Consider the following 12,695-nt stretch of genomic DNA (forward strand, 5'->3'; position numbering starts at 1 on the left):
TCACGGCATCCTCGCCGCGCACAGCAACGGGCGGATGGAGCGTGACACCGCTCCATCCGCCCGCGCCGGGGGTCTTACTTCTTGAATGCGTCCTTGACGTTCTCGCCGGCCTTCTTCGCGTCGGCCTTGACCTGGTCGGCCTTGCCTTCGGCGGCGAGCTTGTCGTTGTCGGTCGCGTTGCCGATCGCTTCCTTCGCCTTGCCGGCGATGTCCTGAGCGGCGTTCTTGATCTTGTCATCGAGTCCCATGAGGAGCTCCTTTCGTGAGGGTGATCGTGACGGCGGGAGGATTCCCGACGTCTTATCGCCGTTGCGTGTCGCGACCGACGATAAGTCTGTGGAGGGGTGTCAGCGGCGGACCTTGTCGAGTGCCTTCTCGGCCGCCTTCGCCGCCTTCTTGGCCGCCTTGGCGCGTTCCTTCTTCGCCTTCGGGTCGTTCCACATGCGCACCAGCTGGTGCCGCACGGACTCGCCCTTGTTCACCTGCACGGTCGCTGCCCGACTGCCCACGACGTAGGCGACGAAGGCGATGGCGCCGATGAGGAGGATCTTGTTTCGCATGGTGCTGTCCTGCTTCCTGGGGTGGTGGGGGCGAGGTCCGAGGTTCACGACAGACGTCGCTGGTCGTGCGCGAGCCGCGCCCGGAGGCCGGTGTGGATCGAGACGAAGGTCGCGCTCTCGCGGCCGGTCAGGGTGGCGAGGTTGGTGAGCAGCTTGTCGATGTGGTCGACCAGCTCACGCGGATCGGTGTTCTGCCGGGGCGTGACGGCCACATGCAGCACCGGCTCTCGACGGATGTCGTTCGCGGTGACCTGCGACGACAGGATCTCCGCTCTCCCGGCGAGGGAGTTCTTGACGGCATCCGACACGAACGACTCGGTGACCGTGACACGTCCGAGCGGGTTCTGTGCTCCGCTCGAGCGGAAGGCGGTCTTCGACCGGCGGCCCGAGATGCTGGTGAGGGCGACGATCAGCAGCACGATCACGATGACGATCGCGGCCACTGCGCCGATGCCGATCCACGAGAGGCTGCCGCCGGCGATGGCCGTGGCGGCGATCGCCTGGTCGAGCCATGAGCGGGCGTCCGTGCCGGCCGACGTCCAGATGTCGGTGGCGGTCGGCCAGCTCATGATGGCGATGCCGAGAGCGCCCAGTCCGAGGAAGAGCAGACCGATGATGAGCAGCAGGGTGCGGTTCAGCGCACGGTTGGTGTTGTTCACAGCTCGTCTTCCTTCTCGTGGGGGCGCTCGATGCGCACGCGGGTGCGGACGCTGCGGGTCAGCCGGTAGGTCTGCAGCTCTGCCTCCGTGGCCGACTGCACGGCGCCCTTGTCGAGGGGGATGCCGGCGCCGGGGCGCACGGTGACGTCGACACTGCGGTGGCCGACTCCGACGGTGATGCTCTCGCGAGCCAGGCCCGTCTCCTCCGAGAGGTGCTGGGCGAGCGCGCTGGCGATCACGCCGTTGTCGACGACGACCGCCCTGTCGCCCGCCTCGAGGGTGTGCCGTGACAGGCGACCCGGAGTGACGGCCAGCACGACGAGCACGACGCCGATCAGGGCGAGCACGACGCTGCCCGCTATCACGAGTCCGGCCGGCTGTGCGGTGGGCAGGCCGACCAGCCATCCGCCCGCCGCGGCGGGACCCAGCAGGAGAGCGGGCTGCGCCGCGAGGCTCAGCACGATCTCGAGCCCGATGTAGGCGAGGGCGAGGATGAGGAGGATGACCGCGACGAACATCGCGACGGTGCGCGGCGAATGCGTCTCGCGTCGGACGACGCGACGAAGAACCGGGGTGCTCATCGCACTCGTCTCCTCTCTGGGATGGTGGCACCGGTGATGGTGAGGGTGATGCGGGTCACGTCACGTCCGAGAAGACCACTGAGACTCTCCTGCAGCTGCTCCTGCAGCTGACGAGCTCGGTCGAGGACGGGGACGCTCTGGGAGATCGCGACGGTGTCGTCGAGATCGGGGATGGGAAGCGGGGTCGCTATGCGCACGGCGATCCCGCCCGGGTGCTCGGCGACGTCGACCTTCACGTCACCGCGCGGCACACCGATCAGGGTTGCGGACGCCTTCTCGGTGACCGTGCGGTAGACGCGTTCCTTCACGTCGATGCGCCCAGGGACGGTGGCCTCTGCGGTGGCGGCCCGCGCGGGGCCGCCACCGGCGGCGAGGTGCTGGTCGACGCGCATCAGGAGGTGCGCCGCCCTGTGAAGGCGTCGGCGAGACCGCGGACGTCGAGCTTGCCGGAGGCGATCCGGCCGATGACGGCTCCGACGCCTGCGAACAGGGCCATGAGGAGGAATCCCCAGAACCCGAACAGCAGAGCGGCCAGGGCCAGGAGTGCGCCGATCAGGGCGCCTGTGGTGGTGGGGGTCATGAGACTCGCGACTCCTCGTTCTCCTGGTTGTCGTCACCGGGGACGTGCACGTCGTTGACCTCGACGTTGACCTCGACGACCTCGAGACCGACCAGGCGGCTGATCGCACCGGCGACGGCGGCGCGCACGTTGCTCGCGACCTCCTGGATCGGGGCGGGGTACTCGACGACGATGGTCAGGTCTGCGGCGGCCTGCGTCTCGCCGACCTCGACCTTGACGCCCTGCGTCAGGTCGGTGGCGTTGACGGCGTCGCGGATGGCGCCGAAGGCACGTGCTCCGCCACCGCCGAGCGCGTAGACACCGGCGACCTCACGGGCGGCGATGCCGGCGACCTTGGCGACGACGCCGTCGGCGATGACCGTCTTGCCCGCGGCATCCGAGTCGGCGGGGACGCGCGACGTCGAGAATGCCGACGTGCGGTCGACGCGCGAACCCGAGGCAGCCGGCTTCGGTGCGGTCGACGTCTGAGCGAGCTCCTTGTCGGCGGGGCTGGTGGGGGTGTTCTGATCCTGAGTTGCCATGACCATTCCTTCGTCTCACGATGTGCCGGCCGGGCCGTGGTGGCTTCGCCGGGAGCGTGTGTGGGTCGCTCACAGATAGGACGAGCGCCGAGCGGGATTCGTCACAGATTCGTCGGGAGAATCTGCGAGACGGCGCCCGAGCGGCGATCGACGGCAGAGAACACGCGGTCGCTGGCTGTGCAGGCACTGGCCGTCGCGGGCCGGGACCGCGAGGATGATCGGATGAGCCACGACTCCCCCACCACCGCCCTGCTCGTGATCGACGCGCAGGAATCCTTCCGCCAGCGACCCGACGAGTGGGCGGCCACCGCCAACCCGGGCGTCATCGACAACATCTCCCAGCTCGTCGCGTACGCGCGTCGGTCGGGAGACGCCGTCGTGTGGGTCACGCACTCCGAGCCGGGCAGCGGAGGAGTCTTCGATCCGGCCAACGGCTTCGTCCGGGTGGTCTCCGACCTCGACCCGCAGAGCGACGAGATCGCCGTGACGAAGACCACCGTCAACGCGTTCACATCGACCGATCTCGAAGATCAGCTCCGGCGCCGCGGCGTCCGCCGGGTGGTCGTCTGCGGCATCCGCACCGAGCAGTGCTGCGAGACGGCGGCCCGGATGGCGGCCGACCTCGGCTTCATGGTGGAGTTCGTGACGGATGCGACGACGACCTCGGCGATCGAGGCGACGGACGGGCTCGCGGCCGTCTCGGGCGACGAGATCATGCAGCGGACCGAGAGCATCCTGGCGGCGCGCGGATTCGCGACGATCGTCCGCACGGCCGACCGGGTGGGTGTCTCCGCCTAGGTTGGAGGACATGCCCTCGCCGCTCGCGCTCCCCGACCTCACCGGCCGCACGATCCTCGTCACCGGGGCGAACGCGGGCATCGGATACTGGTGCGCGGAGATCCTGGCCACGCAGGGTGCCAGGGTGCTGCTCGGATGCCGATCGGCAGAGCGCGCACAGGTGGCCGTGTCGTCGATCCGCGCGCAGGTTCCGGGTGCCGACCTCGACATCGTGCCGGTCGATCTCGGGTCGTTGGTGAGCGTCGCCTCGGCGACGGCATCGCTCGACGAGCGGCTCGATGCGGTGATCTGCAATGCCGGGGTCAAGGCGGCGGATCGCAGCGCCCGCACCGCGGACGGACTGGACCTCATGGTCGGCACCAACGCGATCGGACACTTCGCCCTGGTCGCCCAGCTCGACCGTCTGCTCGCCGACGACGCTCGGGTCGTGGCCGTCGGATCGCTGGCGCATCGCTTCGCCGAGATCGACCCCGGCACGCTCTCTCAGCCGTGGACGGGTGCGTCGCTGCGTCAGTACGGCCGCTCGAAGGCCGCCCTGATGGCCCTCGCCTTCGAGCTGAACCGCCGGTGGCGGGGCACGGCGCGGTCTGCGCTGTGTGCTCACCCCGGTTACGCCGTCGATCCGCTGACTCCGCACCGCGACGGACTCGCCGCGGTCTCACCTCTGACGCGCGCCCTCGCGTCGGTCAGCCGCCCGCTCGTGCAGGGCAAGGATGCCGGGGCCGCGCCGATCGTGCATGCTGCCGTCGCGGCCGATGCCACCGGCGGCGATTATTGGGGTCCGGGCGGGCTGCTCGAGTTCCGCGGGGCGCCGAAGCGGGTCGCCGCGAGCGCCCAGGTCCGGTCGGTCGACGTCGGCGCGGAACTGTGGTCGGTCGCCGAGCACCTCTCGGGCGTGCGCTTCACGATCTGACGATCTGACGGCGGATCAGGCGAGCTCCTGGAGTGTCGCAGTCATGTCGCCTCCGGCATCCCCGGTGTTGACCGTTCCCTTCGGCTCGAACAGGATCGCGTGCACCTCGTCCGTCGCCTTCGGGCAGTGCTCGACCCCGCGCGGCACGACGAAGACGTCGTTCGGGTGCAGAATCACGTCACGGTCGCGGAGCTGGATGGTGAGCTGGCCGCTCACCACCATGAACAGCTCATCGGTGTCGGGGTGGGTGTGCCAGACGAATTCGCCCTGGAGCTTGACGACCTTGACGTCGTAGTCGTTGACGCTGGTGAGCCGGTGCGGCTGCCAGTGCTCGGTGATCGTCGAGAGGGCGTCGTGGACGTTGCGCACATCGTCTGTCATGCTCACGAGCCTAGCCACCGGCTGGCCACGGCCCCCTCCCGATGAGCAGCGCTCACACGGCTTCGGCATCCCTCGACGGGATCTCGTCGATCGATCGATACACGGGCAGCCCGCGCTCGAGCGCGATCTCGACGTCCTTGTCGGCGCCGGCGGAGTCTCCCGGCAGGCGCAGCACCGCGTCGCAGTGCTGCAGCAGTCGGTGGGCCGTCTCGTACATGACGTCGCCCTCGGCGGCATCCGTCTCGTCCATGCCTCGGAGGATCGGCAGGGCGACCCATTCGCCGATCATCGGCACGTGGCCGAGACGGTGGATGGGGGCCGCGACCTCTTCGAGGACCTCGAGGTTGCGGGCGATCAGGGCGGGGTCGCCGCCCGTGCCGGAGCGGTAGGGGCCGGCGATGAGAATCAGCAGTGGTGTGTTCATGGAGAAGACTGTAACGTTAACCGTGCAGGAACGTGCAACTTCGTGAATGAACGGGATGGAGCTTCGGATGCTGAGTGCGCAACGAAAGGATCATCTGCGCGAGATCCTGCGCAGAGACGGTCGCGTTGTGGCGAAGGACGTCGCCACCGATCTCGGCGTCTCCGAGGACTCGATCCGTCGCGATCTGCGCGAGCTCGCCGACACGGGCGAACTCGTCCGCGTCTATGGCGGCGCTCTGCCGGTTCCGCCGGCCGATCGGCCCGTCGACGAGCGCTCGTCGCTGGCCACCGAGAGCAAGGAGCGGGTCGCCCGCCGCGCCGTCGAGCTGATCCTGCCGGGCTCGACGATCGTGCTGGATGCCGGAACCACGACGCTCGCGATGGCCCGCATGCTGCCGTACGGCGCCGACCTGACCGTCATCACCCCCAGCCCGGCGATCGCCCTCGCCGTCGCCGAGCACTCCGACGCCCGCGTCGTGATCATCGGCGGCGAACTCGCCCGCTTCTCGATGGTCGCGAGCGGCCCCCTCGCCATGGAGGCCGTGCAGCATCTCGCCGCAGACCTGTTCTTCCTGGGCGTGACGGGCGTCGATCCCGTCCACGGCCTGACCACCGGCAACCTCGACGACGCCGCCACCAAACGCGCGATCGCCGCGCGCTGTGCGCAGACCTACGTCCTGGGCAGCGAGGAGAAGATCGGCGCCATCTCGCGCTTCCCGGTTCTGAACGTCGACGCCATCACCGGTCTCGTGGTCGACCCTCAAGACGCGAACCCGGTCATCGGCGATCTCGCAGAGGGCATGCCGGTGCTGCGCTGACCGGTGTCAGGTGATGGTCGCCGCCACGATCGTCGGCGTCATGATCGCCACCATCGCGGCCGTGATCGCATCGTTGACCGCCTTGGCGACGGCATCCCCTGCCTGCGAACCTGCCGTGAGCTGCTCGATCCGCTTCTTGAGGTCGCGCGAGGACAGCCCGCCGCACTCCTCGCGCAGGATCGCGTGCGCCGCGTTGAGATTCTGCAGGATCGCAAGCAGCGCCAGGTCGGCCTGCGTCGGAGCACCCGTTCCGGCGATCACCGCGGCGAGCCGCGCCCTCAGCGCCTGCTCGGGTGTGGAATCGGATTCGGGAGTGCGTGCCGACCCCCAGCCGAAGAATCCGCGCTCCCCTCTGACGAGCACGCCCTGCACGATGAGCGACTCGACCACGATCTCGAGCGGATCGAGCTTGGGGCGCACCACGAGCGACTGCAGCCGCTTGCCGCGCAACGGCACGAGGCGCTGCAGTGTCGTATCGAGGATCGGGTTGCCCGTCGGGTCGGTCGACACGATCTCGACGACCGGGTTCTTCTCGTCCGACACCGCGATGCGTCCGTGCAGGGCGAGGTCGACGATCACGGCCGCGACCTCGCCGTACAGGCGGTTCACGCTCACCGCGCTCTCGACGCGGCCATCAGGCCGGAGAAGCAGCATGTGGAGTTCCTCGACGATCAGCATGCATCCACGCTATGACCGGCCACCTCACGACGGCATCCCCCGGACGGATGATTCCGGAACACCCCCCACACGCACGAACGCCGCGCCCTCCGGAGAGGACGCGGCGTTCGATGAAGAGTGGTTACGCGCCGATCTTCTTGGCATCGTCCGCGTTGAGCACGCGGAAGAGCAGAGCCGCGATGACCGCGCCGACCACGGGGGCGACGATGTAGAGCCACAGCGAGGCCCAGTCGAAGTACCCGCCGACCGAGAGGCCGAGGGCCACCGCCGGGTTGAAGCCGCCGCCCGAGATCGAACCGACGGTCGCTGCGCCGACGAACACCGTCGCCCCGATCGCGAGGCCGTAGAACGAGTTGCCCTCGGTGTCCTTCGAGGTCGCGGTGTTGAGCACGACCCAGACGAGGATCAGCGTGAACAGCGCCTCGACGAAGAAGGCGGGTCCTACCTCGACGACCAGAGCCTCGCCACCGGCGGGCCACACGGCGAAGCTGACCAGCGCGGCGAGCGCGCCACCGACGAACTGCGCCACGAGGTAGGCGATGAAGTCGACGACGCTGAGGCCGCCACGGATGAAGACGCCGACGGAGACCGCCGGGTTGAGGTGAGCGCCCGAGATGTGGCCGGTCGAGAAGACGAGCACGGCGAGCGTGAAGCCGATCGCGAGCGGAGTCAGCGGGCTCTCGCTGTTGATCGCCGCGATGATCGTGAGGACGAAGAGGAACGTGGCGATCGCTTCGGCGAGCGCCTTTCGGGGAGTACCGGACATGAGAAGTGCTCTTTTCTGAGAGGTGAGGGAAGGCGACCCCCGTCCGCCTGCGCACTCCAGCCGACGCACCCTCCGATAACGCCCCCGAATCTAGCGACGGCAGTCGGAGTCCGGGCGTACGCCGCGCTGGCGCCTGTGAAATACCTGAATGCGATGCGACGGCATGTCAACCCCGTCGCCACATCGGCACGCTTGTCCGTACTGTTCCGGGATGACTTCCGACACCGCCACGACGCCGGAGGAGCCCACTCGCCTGCGTCGCGCCATCACCGGCCCCCTGCTGTTCGCCTTCATCCTGGGCGACGTGCTCGGCGCCGGCATCTACGCCCTGATGGGTGTGCTGTCCGAGAAGGTCGGCGGGATGCTGTGGGCACCGCTGCTTCTCGCTCTCCTGCTCGCGCTGCTGACCGCGGGGTCGTACGCCGAGCTGGTGACCAAGTATCCGCGCGCCGGCGGGGCATCCGTCTTCGCGGAGCGCGCCTTCCACAGCCCCGTCGTCTCGTTCCTGGTCGGGTTCAGCATGCTCGCGGCCGGCGTGACGAGCGCCGCGGGCCTGGCGATCGCGTTCGCCGGCGACTACCTCGGCACGTTCTTCGACCTGCCGACCATTCCGGTCGCGATCGTCTTCCTCGCGATCGTCGGAGCACTCAACGCCCGCGGCATCCGTGAGTCGCTCGGCGCGAATCTCGTGATGACGGCGATCGAGCTGAGCGGTCTCGTGATCGTGATCGTCGTGGTCGGGATGTTCGTGGTCGGCGGCGGCGGCGACGCCTCGCGGCTGGCTCAGACGCCCGAGGGGACGCCCGTCGCCCTGGCGGTCCTGTCGGGAGCGGTGATCGCCTACTACTCCTTCGTCGGCTTCGAGACCTCGGCGAACATGATCGAAGAGGTCAAGAATCCGCGGCGCACCTATCCGCGAGCCCTCTTCGGCGCGCTCTTCACCGCCGGTGCGGTGTACGTGCTCGTGGGTGTCGCGAGTTCCATCGCGCTGCCGGCTTCCGAGCTGCAGGAGTCGAGCGGACCGCTGCTGTCGGTCGTCGAGGCCGCGGGTGCCAGCATCCCCTCCTGGCTGTTCAGCCTGATCGCCCTGATCGCGGTGGCGAACGGCGCACTGCTCACGATGATCATGGTGAGCCGCCTGACCTACGGGATGGCCGAGCAGAACCTGCTGCCCGCCGTGCTCGGCCGGGTGCTGCCGAATCGAAAGACCCCGTGGGTGGCGATCCTCACCACGACCCTCGTCGCGATGGGACTCACGCTCGTCGGCGATCTGGCGACGCTCGCCGAGACCGTCGTGCTGCTGCTGCTCTTCGTCTTCCTCAGCGTCAACGTCTCGGTGCTGGTGCTGCGACGTGACCGCGTCGAGCACGATCACTTCCGCATCTGGACGGTCATCCCGGTGCTGGGCATCGCCTCGTGCATCCTGCTGCTCACCCAGCAGCGAGGGGTCGTCTGGCTGTTCGGCGCGATCCTGCTGGCGGTCGGCGCCGTGCTGTACCTGCTCGCCCGCTGGGGCCGCAACCGCTCCGACCGTCGCGACCACGACGGAGCCCCGTCATCCACCACCACGAAGGAGAACGATGAGCACGCCTGACCTCACCCCCGACGCCGATGACGCCATGACGAGCGAGGAGAAGCGCCACGACCAGCTGACCGCGGCCCCTGATGCCACCGAGGCCGATGCCGCCCCGCGCATCGAGGTCTCGGAGCACGAGGGGAACACCCGCATCGACATCCTCCCCGATGCCGCCGTGCGGCCGGGACCCGGACCCGGGGTCGAGGTCGACGACGAGCCCGAGCAGTAGGCGGAGCGGCGGCGAGAACTCGCGCGGGATCGCCCCCGCGATACTTCAGCGTTCCGATATATCACGACTCACCCCTCGATAGCAAGCTCCGAGCGTATGCTGACTCCGAGACCGCCTCCGCGGTCTCGGAGTCGGTGACCCGGACCCCGTCACCACGATCGGGGGGACGCCATGAGCATCACCACAGATCCGAGCACCGACACGCGGTCGGATGCCGAGCTCGCCGACGCGACGCGGAGCGGAGACGCCCGAGCGTTCGCCGTGCTGTGGCAGCGCCATTCCGAGGCGGGGCTCCGCGCGGCCCGCGCAGTGACGCGTTCCATCGACCCTGACGACCTCGTCAGCGAGGCCTTCACGAAGACATTCAGCGCGATGCAGAACGGCGGCGGACCGACCGATGGCTTCCGGGCGTATCTCTACGCCGCCATCCGCAACGCCGCCGCGACGTGGGGCGGCAAGCAGAAGGACATCCCGATCGAGTTCATCGAGGAGATCCCCGATGAGGCCCCCGACGCGATCGAGCAGCTGTCGGACAAGACGATGCTCGCGGCGGCGTTCAAGAATCTGCCCGAGAACCACCGCACCCTGCTCTGGTACCTCGAGGTCGAGGGCATGAAGCCGCGCGAGATCGCTCCGCTGATGGGACTGACTCCGAATGCCGTGTCGGCGCTGGCTCTCCGCGCTCGCGACGGATTCCGCCATGCCTGGCTGGATGCGCTCATCGCCGACCCTTCCCGTCCCGAGGAGTGTCGCTGGGCGTGCGGGCGGCTCGTTCGCCGCTCTCGACGCCCGGTGAGTCGGCACGAGCGCCCCCGCCTCGAATCCCATCTCGAAGGGTGCGCCGGCTGCACGATCATCGCGCGAGACATCGACACGGCCTCGTCGAAGCTGCGAGCCGTGCTGCTGCCCCTCGCACTCGGCAGCGCCGGGGCAGCCGCCTACGCCGCTCTCGAGCCCGGCGCGGCAGCGAGCGCCTCCGTCATCGGACCGTCCGCCGCCCTGCGGACCCGCCGCGTGCTCACCATCGGGATCGCCGCGGGAAGCGCGGTCGCCCTCGCGGCGACGGTCGCCGTGGCGATGGTCGGCCCCTGGTCGCAACCGGCGGCAGACGGCGACCGTGGTGAGGCGTCCGGGCCCGCCGCCCGACCCATCGCCCCGACTCCCGGTGCCACACCCGCGACGGACGACGACACGTCACCGACGCCCCCACCTGTCGCACCGCTCATTCCTGCTCCGGTGGAGCCGCCAGTGCAGCCGGTCGTCGAGACGACTCGGCAGGACACACCTGTGCGCGCCGTTCCGGAGCCGCCGAGCGCCCCGGTGGCCGCACCGCCGGCGGCGGGCCCTCCGGTGACCAGACCCCCCGTGGCGACCCCGCCGGTCGAGGTCCCGCCGGTCGAGATCCCGCCCGTGTTCGCGATCGGTCCGGACGGGTGGGACACCAGCAGTCCCCTCGCGGCCTCGGTGAGCGGCACCGGCATCCCCGGCAGCACGGTCGCCGTCATCGACGAGCTCGGATCCGTCCTCGCCCAGGCGCCGGTCGACGACGACGGTGAGTTCACGCTCTCCGTCGCGGGAGGCGAACTGAGGCAGGGCATGACGCTCACGGCCCAGCACACCTCACCCTCCGGCGACGTGGACCTCAGCGAGCCGGTCGGCCCCCTCGCATTCCCCGTGCCGGTCATCTCCGGTGACCAGTCGAGCCTCCACATCGACCGGGCGGATGCCGACGCCGACGGCGCCCAGGACGACGCGCTCGTCACTCTCGAGGGCATCCCGGGCGGCTGGGTGCAGGTCGCCGTCGACGGCGTCGTGGTGCCCCACCTCATCGCCATCGACGAGGTGACCTCCGACGACTACATCCCCGACATCCATCTCGGATTCCACCTGCTCACCCTGCGATACGTCGATGCGGAGTCGGGCGTCACCGGTCCTGGAGCCGAGTACGCGGTCGTCGTCACCCCGGGCGGCAAGTGACGTCCGGGCACGGATCCGACCGGAATATTGGTTGCGGCGTCAGGAACGGGCGTCGTCAGCGTCTTGATAGTGGGACGAGGAGCCGGCCCTGGGGACCTGAGTCGACTTCGTGTCCGAGAGCTCGCGTTCCCCTACGGACGCGGCACTCGCGGGTGGGGCTGCTCCCCAGTCCCACCCGCATTCCCTTCCGCACCCGTGTGGGGCCTACAGCCAGCCCTTGCGCTTGAACGCCCAGTAGAGCCCGACGCCCATCGCCAGCATCAGAGCGACCGCCATGGGGTATCCGAGCGTCCAATGCAGCTCGGGCATGTGGTCGAAGTTCATGCCGTACACCGTGCCGACGAGCGTCGGGGCGAACAGGATCGCCGCCCAGCCCGAGATCTTCTTGACCTCGTCGTTCTGGCGGATGCTCAACTCGGTCATCCGCCGCATCTCCTCGTTCTGCCGCCGCGCCACGATCGTGGACTCGACGGTCAGCGCGTTGTCGAGCACCGTGCGGAAGGTGTTCGCGCGCTCCGACACGCGCAGGGTGTGGTCGAGCACGTCGCGCAGGTACCGCTGCAGTTCCTCGTCGACCTCGTACTTCGTCGAACCTCGCAGCAGCGAGTCCAGCATGCCCGCGAGAGGCTGCACCGCGCGCTGGAAGTCGATCACCTCACGACCGAGTTCGTAGATGCGCTGCGTCGCGTCGACCTCGTCCTCGAAGAGCTGGCTCTCGATCTCGTCGATGTCGTTCTCGAGTCCCGACAGCACGGGTGCGTACTCGTCGACGACCTCGTCGAGGATCGCATAGAGCACCGCCTCCGGACCGAGCTTCAGCAGACCGGGGTCGTCTTCGAGTCGGCGTCGCACCCGCCCCAGGTCGGGAGACTCCGCGTGGCGGATCGTCACCACGAAGTCGGGCCCCACGAGCACATGGATCTCGCCGAACTCGACCTCCTCCGCGGCATCCAGATACCGGGCGGATCGCAGCACCATGAACAGCACGTCTCCGTACCGCTCGAGCTTCGACCGCTGGTGACCCGAGAGCGCATCCTCGACGACGAGAGCGTGGATGCCGAACTCGTCGGCGACCTCGCGGATCTCGGCCTCGCTCGGCCGGTACAGACCTATCCAGCTCATGCCGCCGCGTTCGCGCAGCACCTCGAACGTCTCACTGAGGCTCCGCGGATTCTCGGTGCGGACACCGTCGACGTAGATCGCGTTGTCGATGATCGCCATCGGCGTTCCCTTCG

At 69.0% G+C, this 12,695-nt stretch carries 18 protein-coding genes; 6 read left to right on the plus strand and 12 right to left on the minus strand.

From position 1 onward, the window contains the following. Positions 1-74: 74 nt before the first annotated feature. The 7 genes from ACIPV5_RS01295 to ACIPV5_RS01325 all read right to left on the minus strand — a co-directional run bounded on the left by ACIPV5_RS01295 (position 75) and on the right by ACIPV5_RS01325 (position 2,901). Positions 75-248 carry a CsbD family protein gene (locus ACIPV5_RS01295; RefSeq protein WP_053098095.1) on the minus strand — a complete coding sequence of 58 codons (174 nt, stop codon included), beginning with the start codon at positions 246-248 and terminating at the stop codon, positions 75-77. A 99-nt stretch (positions 249-347) separates the two neighbouring features. After that, positions 348-560, minus strand: a complete 213-nt coding sequence (locus ACIPV5_RS01300; protein ID WP_053098096.1) for a hypothetical protein — start codon at positions 558-560, stop codon at positions 348-350. A 44-nt stretch (positions 561-604) separates the two neighbouring features. Beyond that, on the minus strand, positions 605-1,219 hold the full coding sequence (locus ACIPV5_RS01305) for a hypothetical protein (protein WP_056275349.1): 615 nt from the start codon (positions 1,217-1,219) through the stop codon (positions 605-607). Beyond that, positions 1,216-1,800 carry a DUF6286 domain-containing protein gene (locus tag ACIPV5_RS01310; RefSeq protein WP_053098098.1) on the minus strand — a complete coding sequence of 195 codons (585 nt, stop codon included), beginning with the start codon at positions 1,798-1,800 and terminating at the stop codon, positions 1,216-1,218. The genes ACIPV5_RS01305 and ACIPV5_RS01310 overlap by 4 nt, the downstream gene beginning before the upstream one ends. After that, complete coding sequence (locus tag ACIPV5_RS01315) at positions 1,797-2,192, minus strand: hypothetical protein (protein ID WP_053098099.1); 396 nt, start codon at positions 2,190-2,192, stop codon at positions 1,797-1,799. Before ACIPV5_RS01315 ends, ACIPV5_RS01310 begins: the two co-directional genes overlap by 4 nt. Further along, on the minus strand, positions 2,192-2,380 hold the full coding sequence (locus ACIPV5_RS01320) for a DUF2273 domain-containing protein (RefSeq protein ID WP_053098100.1): 189 nt from the start codon (positions 2,378-2,380) through the stop codon (positions 2,192-2,194). The genes ACIPV5_RS01315 and ACIPV5_RS01320 overlap by 1 nt, the downstream gene beginning before the upstream one ends. Continuing rightward, positions 2,377-2,901 (minus strand): Asp23/Gls24 family envelope stress response protein, encoded by a 525-nt coding sequence (locus ACIPV5_RS01325; RefSeq protein WP_053099288.1) that lies wholly within the window; start codon positions 2,899-2,901, stop codon positions 2,377-2,379. Before ACIPV5_RS01325 ends, ACIPV5_RS01320 begins: the two co-directional genes overlap by 4 nt. 222 nt (positions 2,902-3,123) lie before the next feature. Between ACIPV5_RS01325 and ACIPV5_RS01330 the strand changes: the two genes are divergently transcribed. Together ACIPV5_RS01330 and ACIPV5_RS01335 are read left to right on the plus strand one after the other, a co-directional pair. Further along, positions 3,124-3,699 carry an isochorismatase family protein gene (locus tag ACIPV5_RS01330; protein ID WP_400339138.1) on the plus strand — a complete coding sequence of 192 codons (576 nt, stop codon included), beginning with the start codon at positions 3,124-3,126 and terminating at the stop codon, positions 3,697-3,699. 10 nt (positions 3,700-3,709) lie between these two features. Then, on the plus strand, positions 3,710-4,612 hold the full coding sequence (locus ACIPV5_RS01335) for an SDR family NAD(P)-dependent oxidoreductase (protein WP_400339140.1): 903 nt from the start codon (positions 3,710-3,712) through the stop codon (positions 4,610-4,612). Positions 4,613-4,627: 15 nt separating this feature from the next. On the opposite strand, the gene ACIPV5_RS01340 is transcribed toward ACIPV5_RS01335, so the two are convergent. Next, positions 4,628-4,993, minus strand: coding sequence for a cupin domain-containing protein (locus ACIPV5_RS01340; protein ID WP_072592087.1), 366 nt, complete (start codon positions 4,991-4,993; stop codon positions 4,628-4,630). Between the two features lie 52 nt (positions 4,994-5,045). Next, positions 5,046-5,417: a DUF4406 domain-containing protein gene (locus ACIPV5_RS01345; RefSeq protein WP_187249235.1), complete on the minus strand. Its 372-nt coding sequence runs from the start codon at positions 5,415-5,417 to the stop codon at positions 5,046-5,048. Between the two features lie 67 nt (positions 5,418-5,484). Here ACIPV5_RS01345 and ACIPV5_RS01350 point away from each other — a divergent pair, with 67 nt between their 5' ends. Beyond that, the gene (locus tag ACIPV5_RS01350; RefSeq protein ID WP_056275362.1) at positions 5,485-6,234 is read left to right on the plus strand and encodes a DeoR/GlpR family DNA-binding transcription regulator; all 750 of its coding nucleotides are present in this window, start codon (positions 5,485-5,487) and stop codon (positions 6,232-6,234) included. Positions 6,235-6,240: 6 nt separating this feature from the next. Here the strand turns inward: ACIPV5_RS01350 and ACIPV5_RS01355 are convergent, their stop codons facing one another. Both ACIPV5_RS01355 and ACIPV5_RS01360 read right to left on the minus strand, forming a co-directional pair. Continuing rightward, on the minus strand, positions 6,241-6,912 hold the full coding sequence (locus ACIPV5_RS01355; protein WP_400339145.1) for a GPP34 family phosphoprotein: 672 nt from the start codon (positions 6,910-6,912) through the stop codon (positions 6,241-6,243). Between the two features lie 121 nt (positions 6,913-7,033). Further along, the gene (locus ACIPV5_RS01360) at positions 7,034-7,678 is read right to left on the minus strand and encodes an MIP/aquaporin family protein (RefSeq protein ID WP_053098105.1); all 645 of its coding nucleotides are present in this window, start codon (positions 7,676-7,678) and stop codon (positions 7,034-7,036) included. Between the two features lie 211 nt (positions 7,679-7,889). Between ACIPV5_RS01360 and ACIPV5_RS01365 the strand changes: the two genes are divergently transcribed. From ACIPV5_RS01365 to ACIPV5_RS01375, 3 genes are all read left to right on the plus strand, one after another. Then, on the plus strand, positions 7,890-9,272 hold the full coding sequence (locus tag ACIPV5_RS01365) for an APC family permease (protein WP_400339148.1): 1,383 nt from the start codon (positions 7,890-7,892) through the stop codon (positions 9,270-9,272). After that, complete coding sequence (locus ACIPV5_RS01370) at positions 9,259-9,483, plus strand: multidrug transporter (RefSeq protein ID WP_400339151.1); 225 nt, start codon at positions 9,259-9,261, stop codon at positions 9,481-9,483. The genes ACIPV5_RS01365 and ACIPV5_RS01370 overlap by 14 nt, the downstream gene beginning before the upstream one ends. 171 nt (positions 9,484-9,654) lie before the next feature. Further along, positions 9,655-11,460 (plus strand): sigma-70 family RNA polymerase sigma factor, encoded by a 1,806-nt coding sequence (locus ACIPV5_RS01375; RefSeq protein ID WP_400339154.1) that lies wholly within the window; start codon positions 9,655-9,657, stop codon positions 11,458-11,460. Between the two features lie 204 nt (positions 11,461-11,664). On the opposite strand, the gene ACIPV5_RS01380 is transcribed toward ACIPV5_RS01375, so the two are convergent. Then, positions 11,665-12,681: a magnesium and cobalt transport protein CorA gene (locus tag ACIPV5_RS01380; protein ID WP_053098117.1), complete on the minus strand. Its 1,017-nt coding sequence runs from the start codon at positions 12,679-12,681 to the stop codon at positions 11,665-11,667. Positions 12,682-12,695: the final 14 nt, after the last annotated feature.

The sequence above is a fragment of the Microbacterium sp. NPDC090014 genome, from assembly GCF_044748285.1.
Classification (GTDB): Bacteria; Actinomycetota; Actinomycetes; order Actinomycetales; family Microbacteriaceae; genus Microbacterium.

Excerpts from the sequence above, each read along its gene's own strand:
- ACIPV5_RS01295 (WP_053098095.1), bottom strand. The coding sequence starts at position 248 with ATGGGACTCGATGACAAGATCAAGAACGCCGCTCAGGACATCGCCGGC.
- ACIPV5_RS01300 (WP_053098096.1), bottom strand. The coding sequence starts at position 560 with ATGCGAAACAAGATCCTCCTCATCGGCGCCATCGCCTTCGTCGCCTAC.
- ACIPV5_RS01310 (WP_053098098.1), bottom strand. The coding sequence starts at position 1,800 with ATGAGCACCCCGGTTCTTCGTCGCGTCGTCCGACGCGAGACGCATTCG.
- ACIPV5_RS01315 (WP_053098099.1), bottom strand. The coding sequence starts at position 2,192 with ATGCGCGTCGACCAGCACCTCGCCGCCGGTGGCGGCCCCGCGCGGGCC.
- ACIPV5_RS01320 (WP_053098100.1), bottom strand. The coding sequence starts at position 2,380 with ATGACCCCCACCACCACAGGCGCCCTGATCGGCGCACTCCTGGCCCTG.
- ACIPV5_RS01325 (WP_053099288.1), bottom strand. The coding sequence starts at position 2,901 with ATGGCAACTCAGGATCAGAACACCCCCACCAGCCCCGCCGACAAGGAG.
- ACIPV5_RS01330 (WP_400339138.1), top strand. The coding sequence starts at position 3,124 with ATGAGCCACGACTCCCCCACCACCGCCCTGCTCGTGATCGACGCGCAG.
- ACIPV5_RS01335 (WP_400339140.1), top strand. The coding sequence starts at position 3,710 with ATGCCCTCGCCGCTCGCGCTCCCCGACCTCACCGGCCGCACGATCCTC.
- ACIPV5_RS01340 (WP_072592087.1), bottom strand. The coding sequence starts at position 4,993 with ATGACAGACGATGTGCGCAACGTCCACGACGCCCTCTCGACGATCACC.
- ACIPV5_RS01345 (WP_187249235.1), bottom strand. The coding sequence starts at position 5,417 with ATGAACACACCACTGCTGATTCTCATCGCCGGCCCCTACCGCTCCGGC.
- ACIPV5_RS01350 (WP_056275362.1), top strand. The coding sequence starts at position 5,485 with ATGCTGAGTGCGCAACGAAAGGATCATCTGCGCGAGATCCTGCGCAGA.
- ACIPV5_RS01355 (WP_400339145.1), bottom strand. The coding sequence starts at position 6,912 with ATGCTGATCGTCGAGGAACTCCACATGCTGCTTCTCCGGCCTGATGGC.
- ACIPV5_RS01360 (WP_053098105.1), bottom strand. The coding sequence starts at position 7,678 with ATGTCCGGTACTCCCCGAAAGGCGCTCGCCGAAGCGATCGCCACGTTC.
- ACIPV5_RS01365 (WP_400339148.1), top strand. The coding sequence starts at position 7,890 with ATGACTTCCGACACCGCCACGACGCCGGAGGAGCCCACTCGCCTGCGT.
- ACIPV5_RS01370 (WP_400339151.1), top strand. The coding sequence starts at position 9,259 with ATGAGCACGCCTGACCTCACCCCCGACGCCGATGACGCCATGACGAGC.
- ACIPV5_RS01375 (WP_400339154.1), top strand. The coding sequence starts at position 9,655 with ATGAGCATCACCACAGATCCGAGCACCGACACGCGGTCGGATGCCGAG.
- ACIPV5_RS01380 (WP_053098117.1), bottom strand. The coding sequence starts at position 12,681 with ATGGCGATCATCGACAACGCGATCTACGTCGACGGTGTCCGCACCGAG.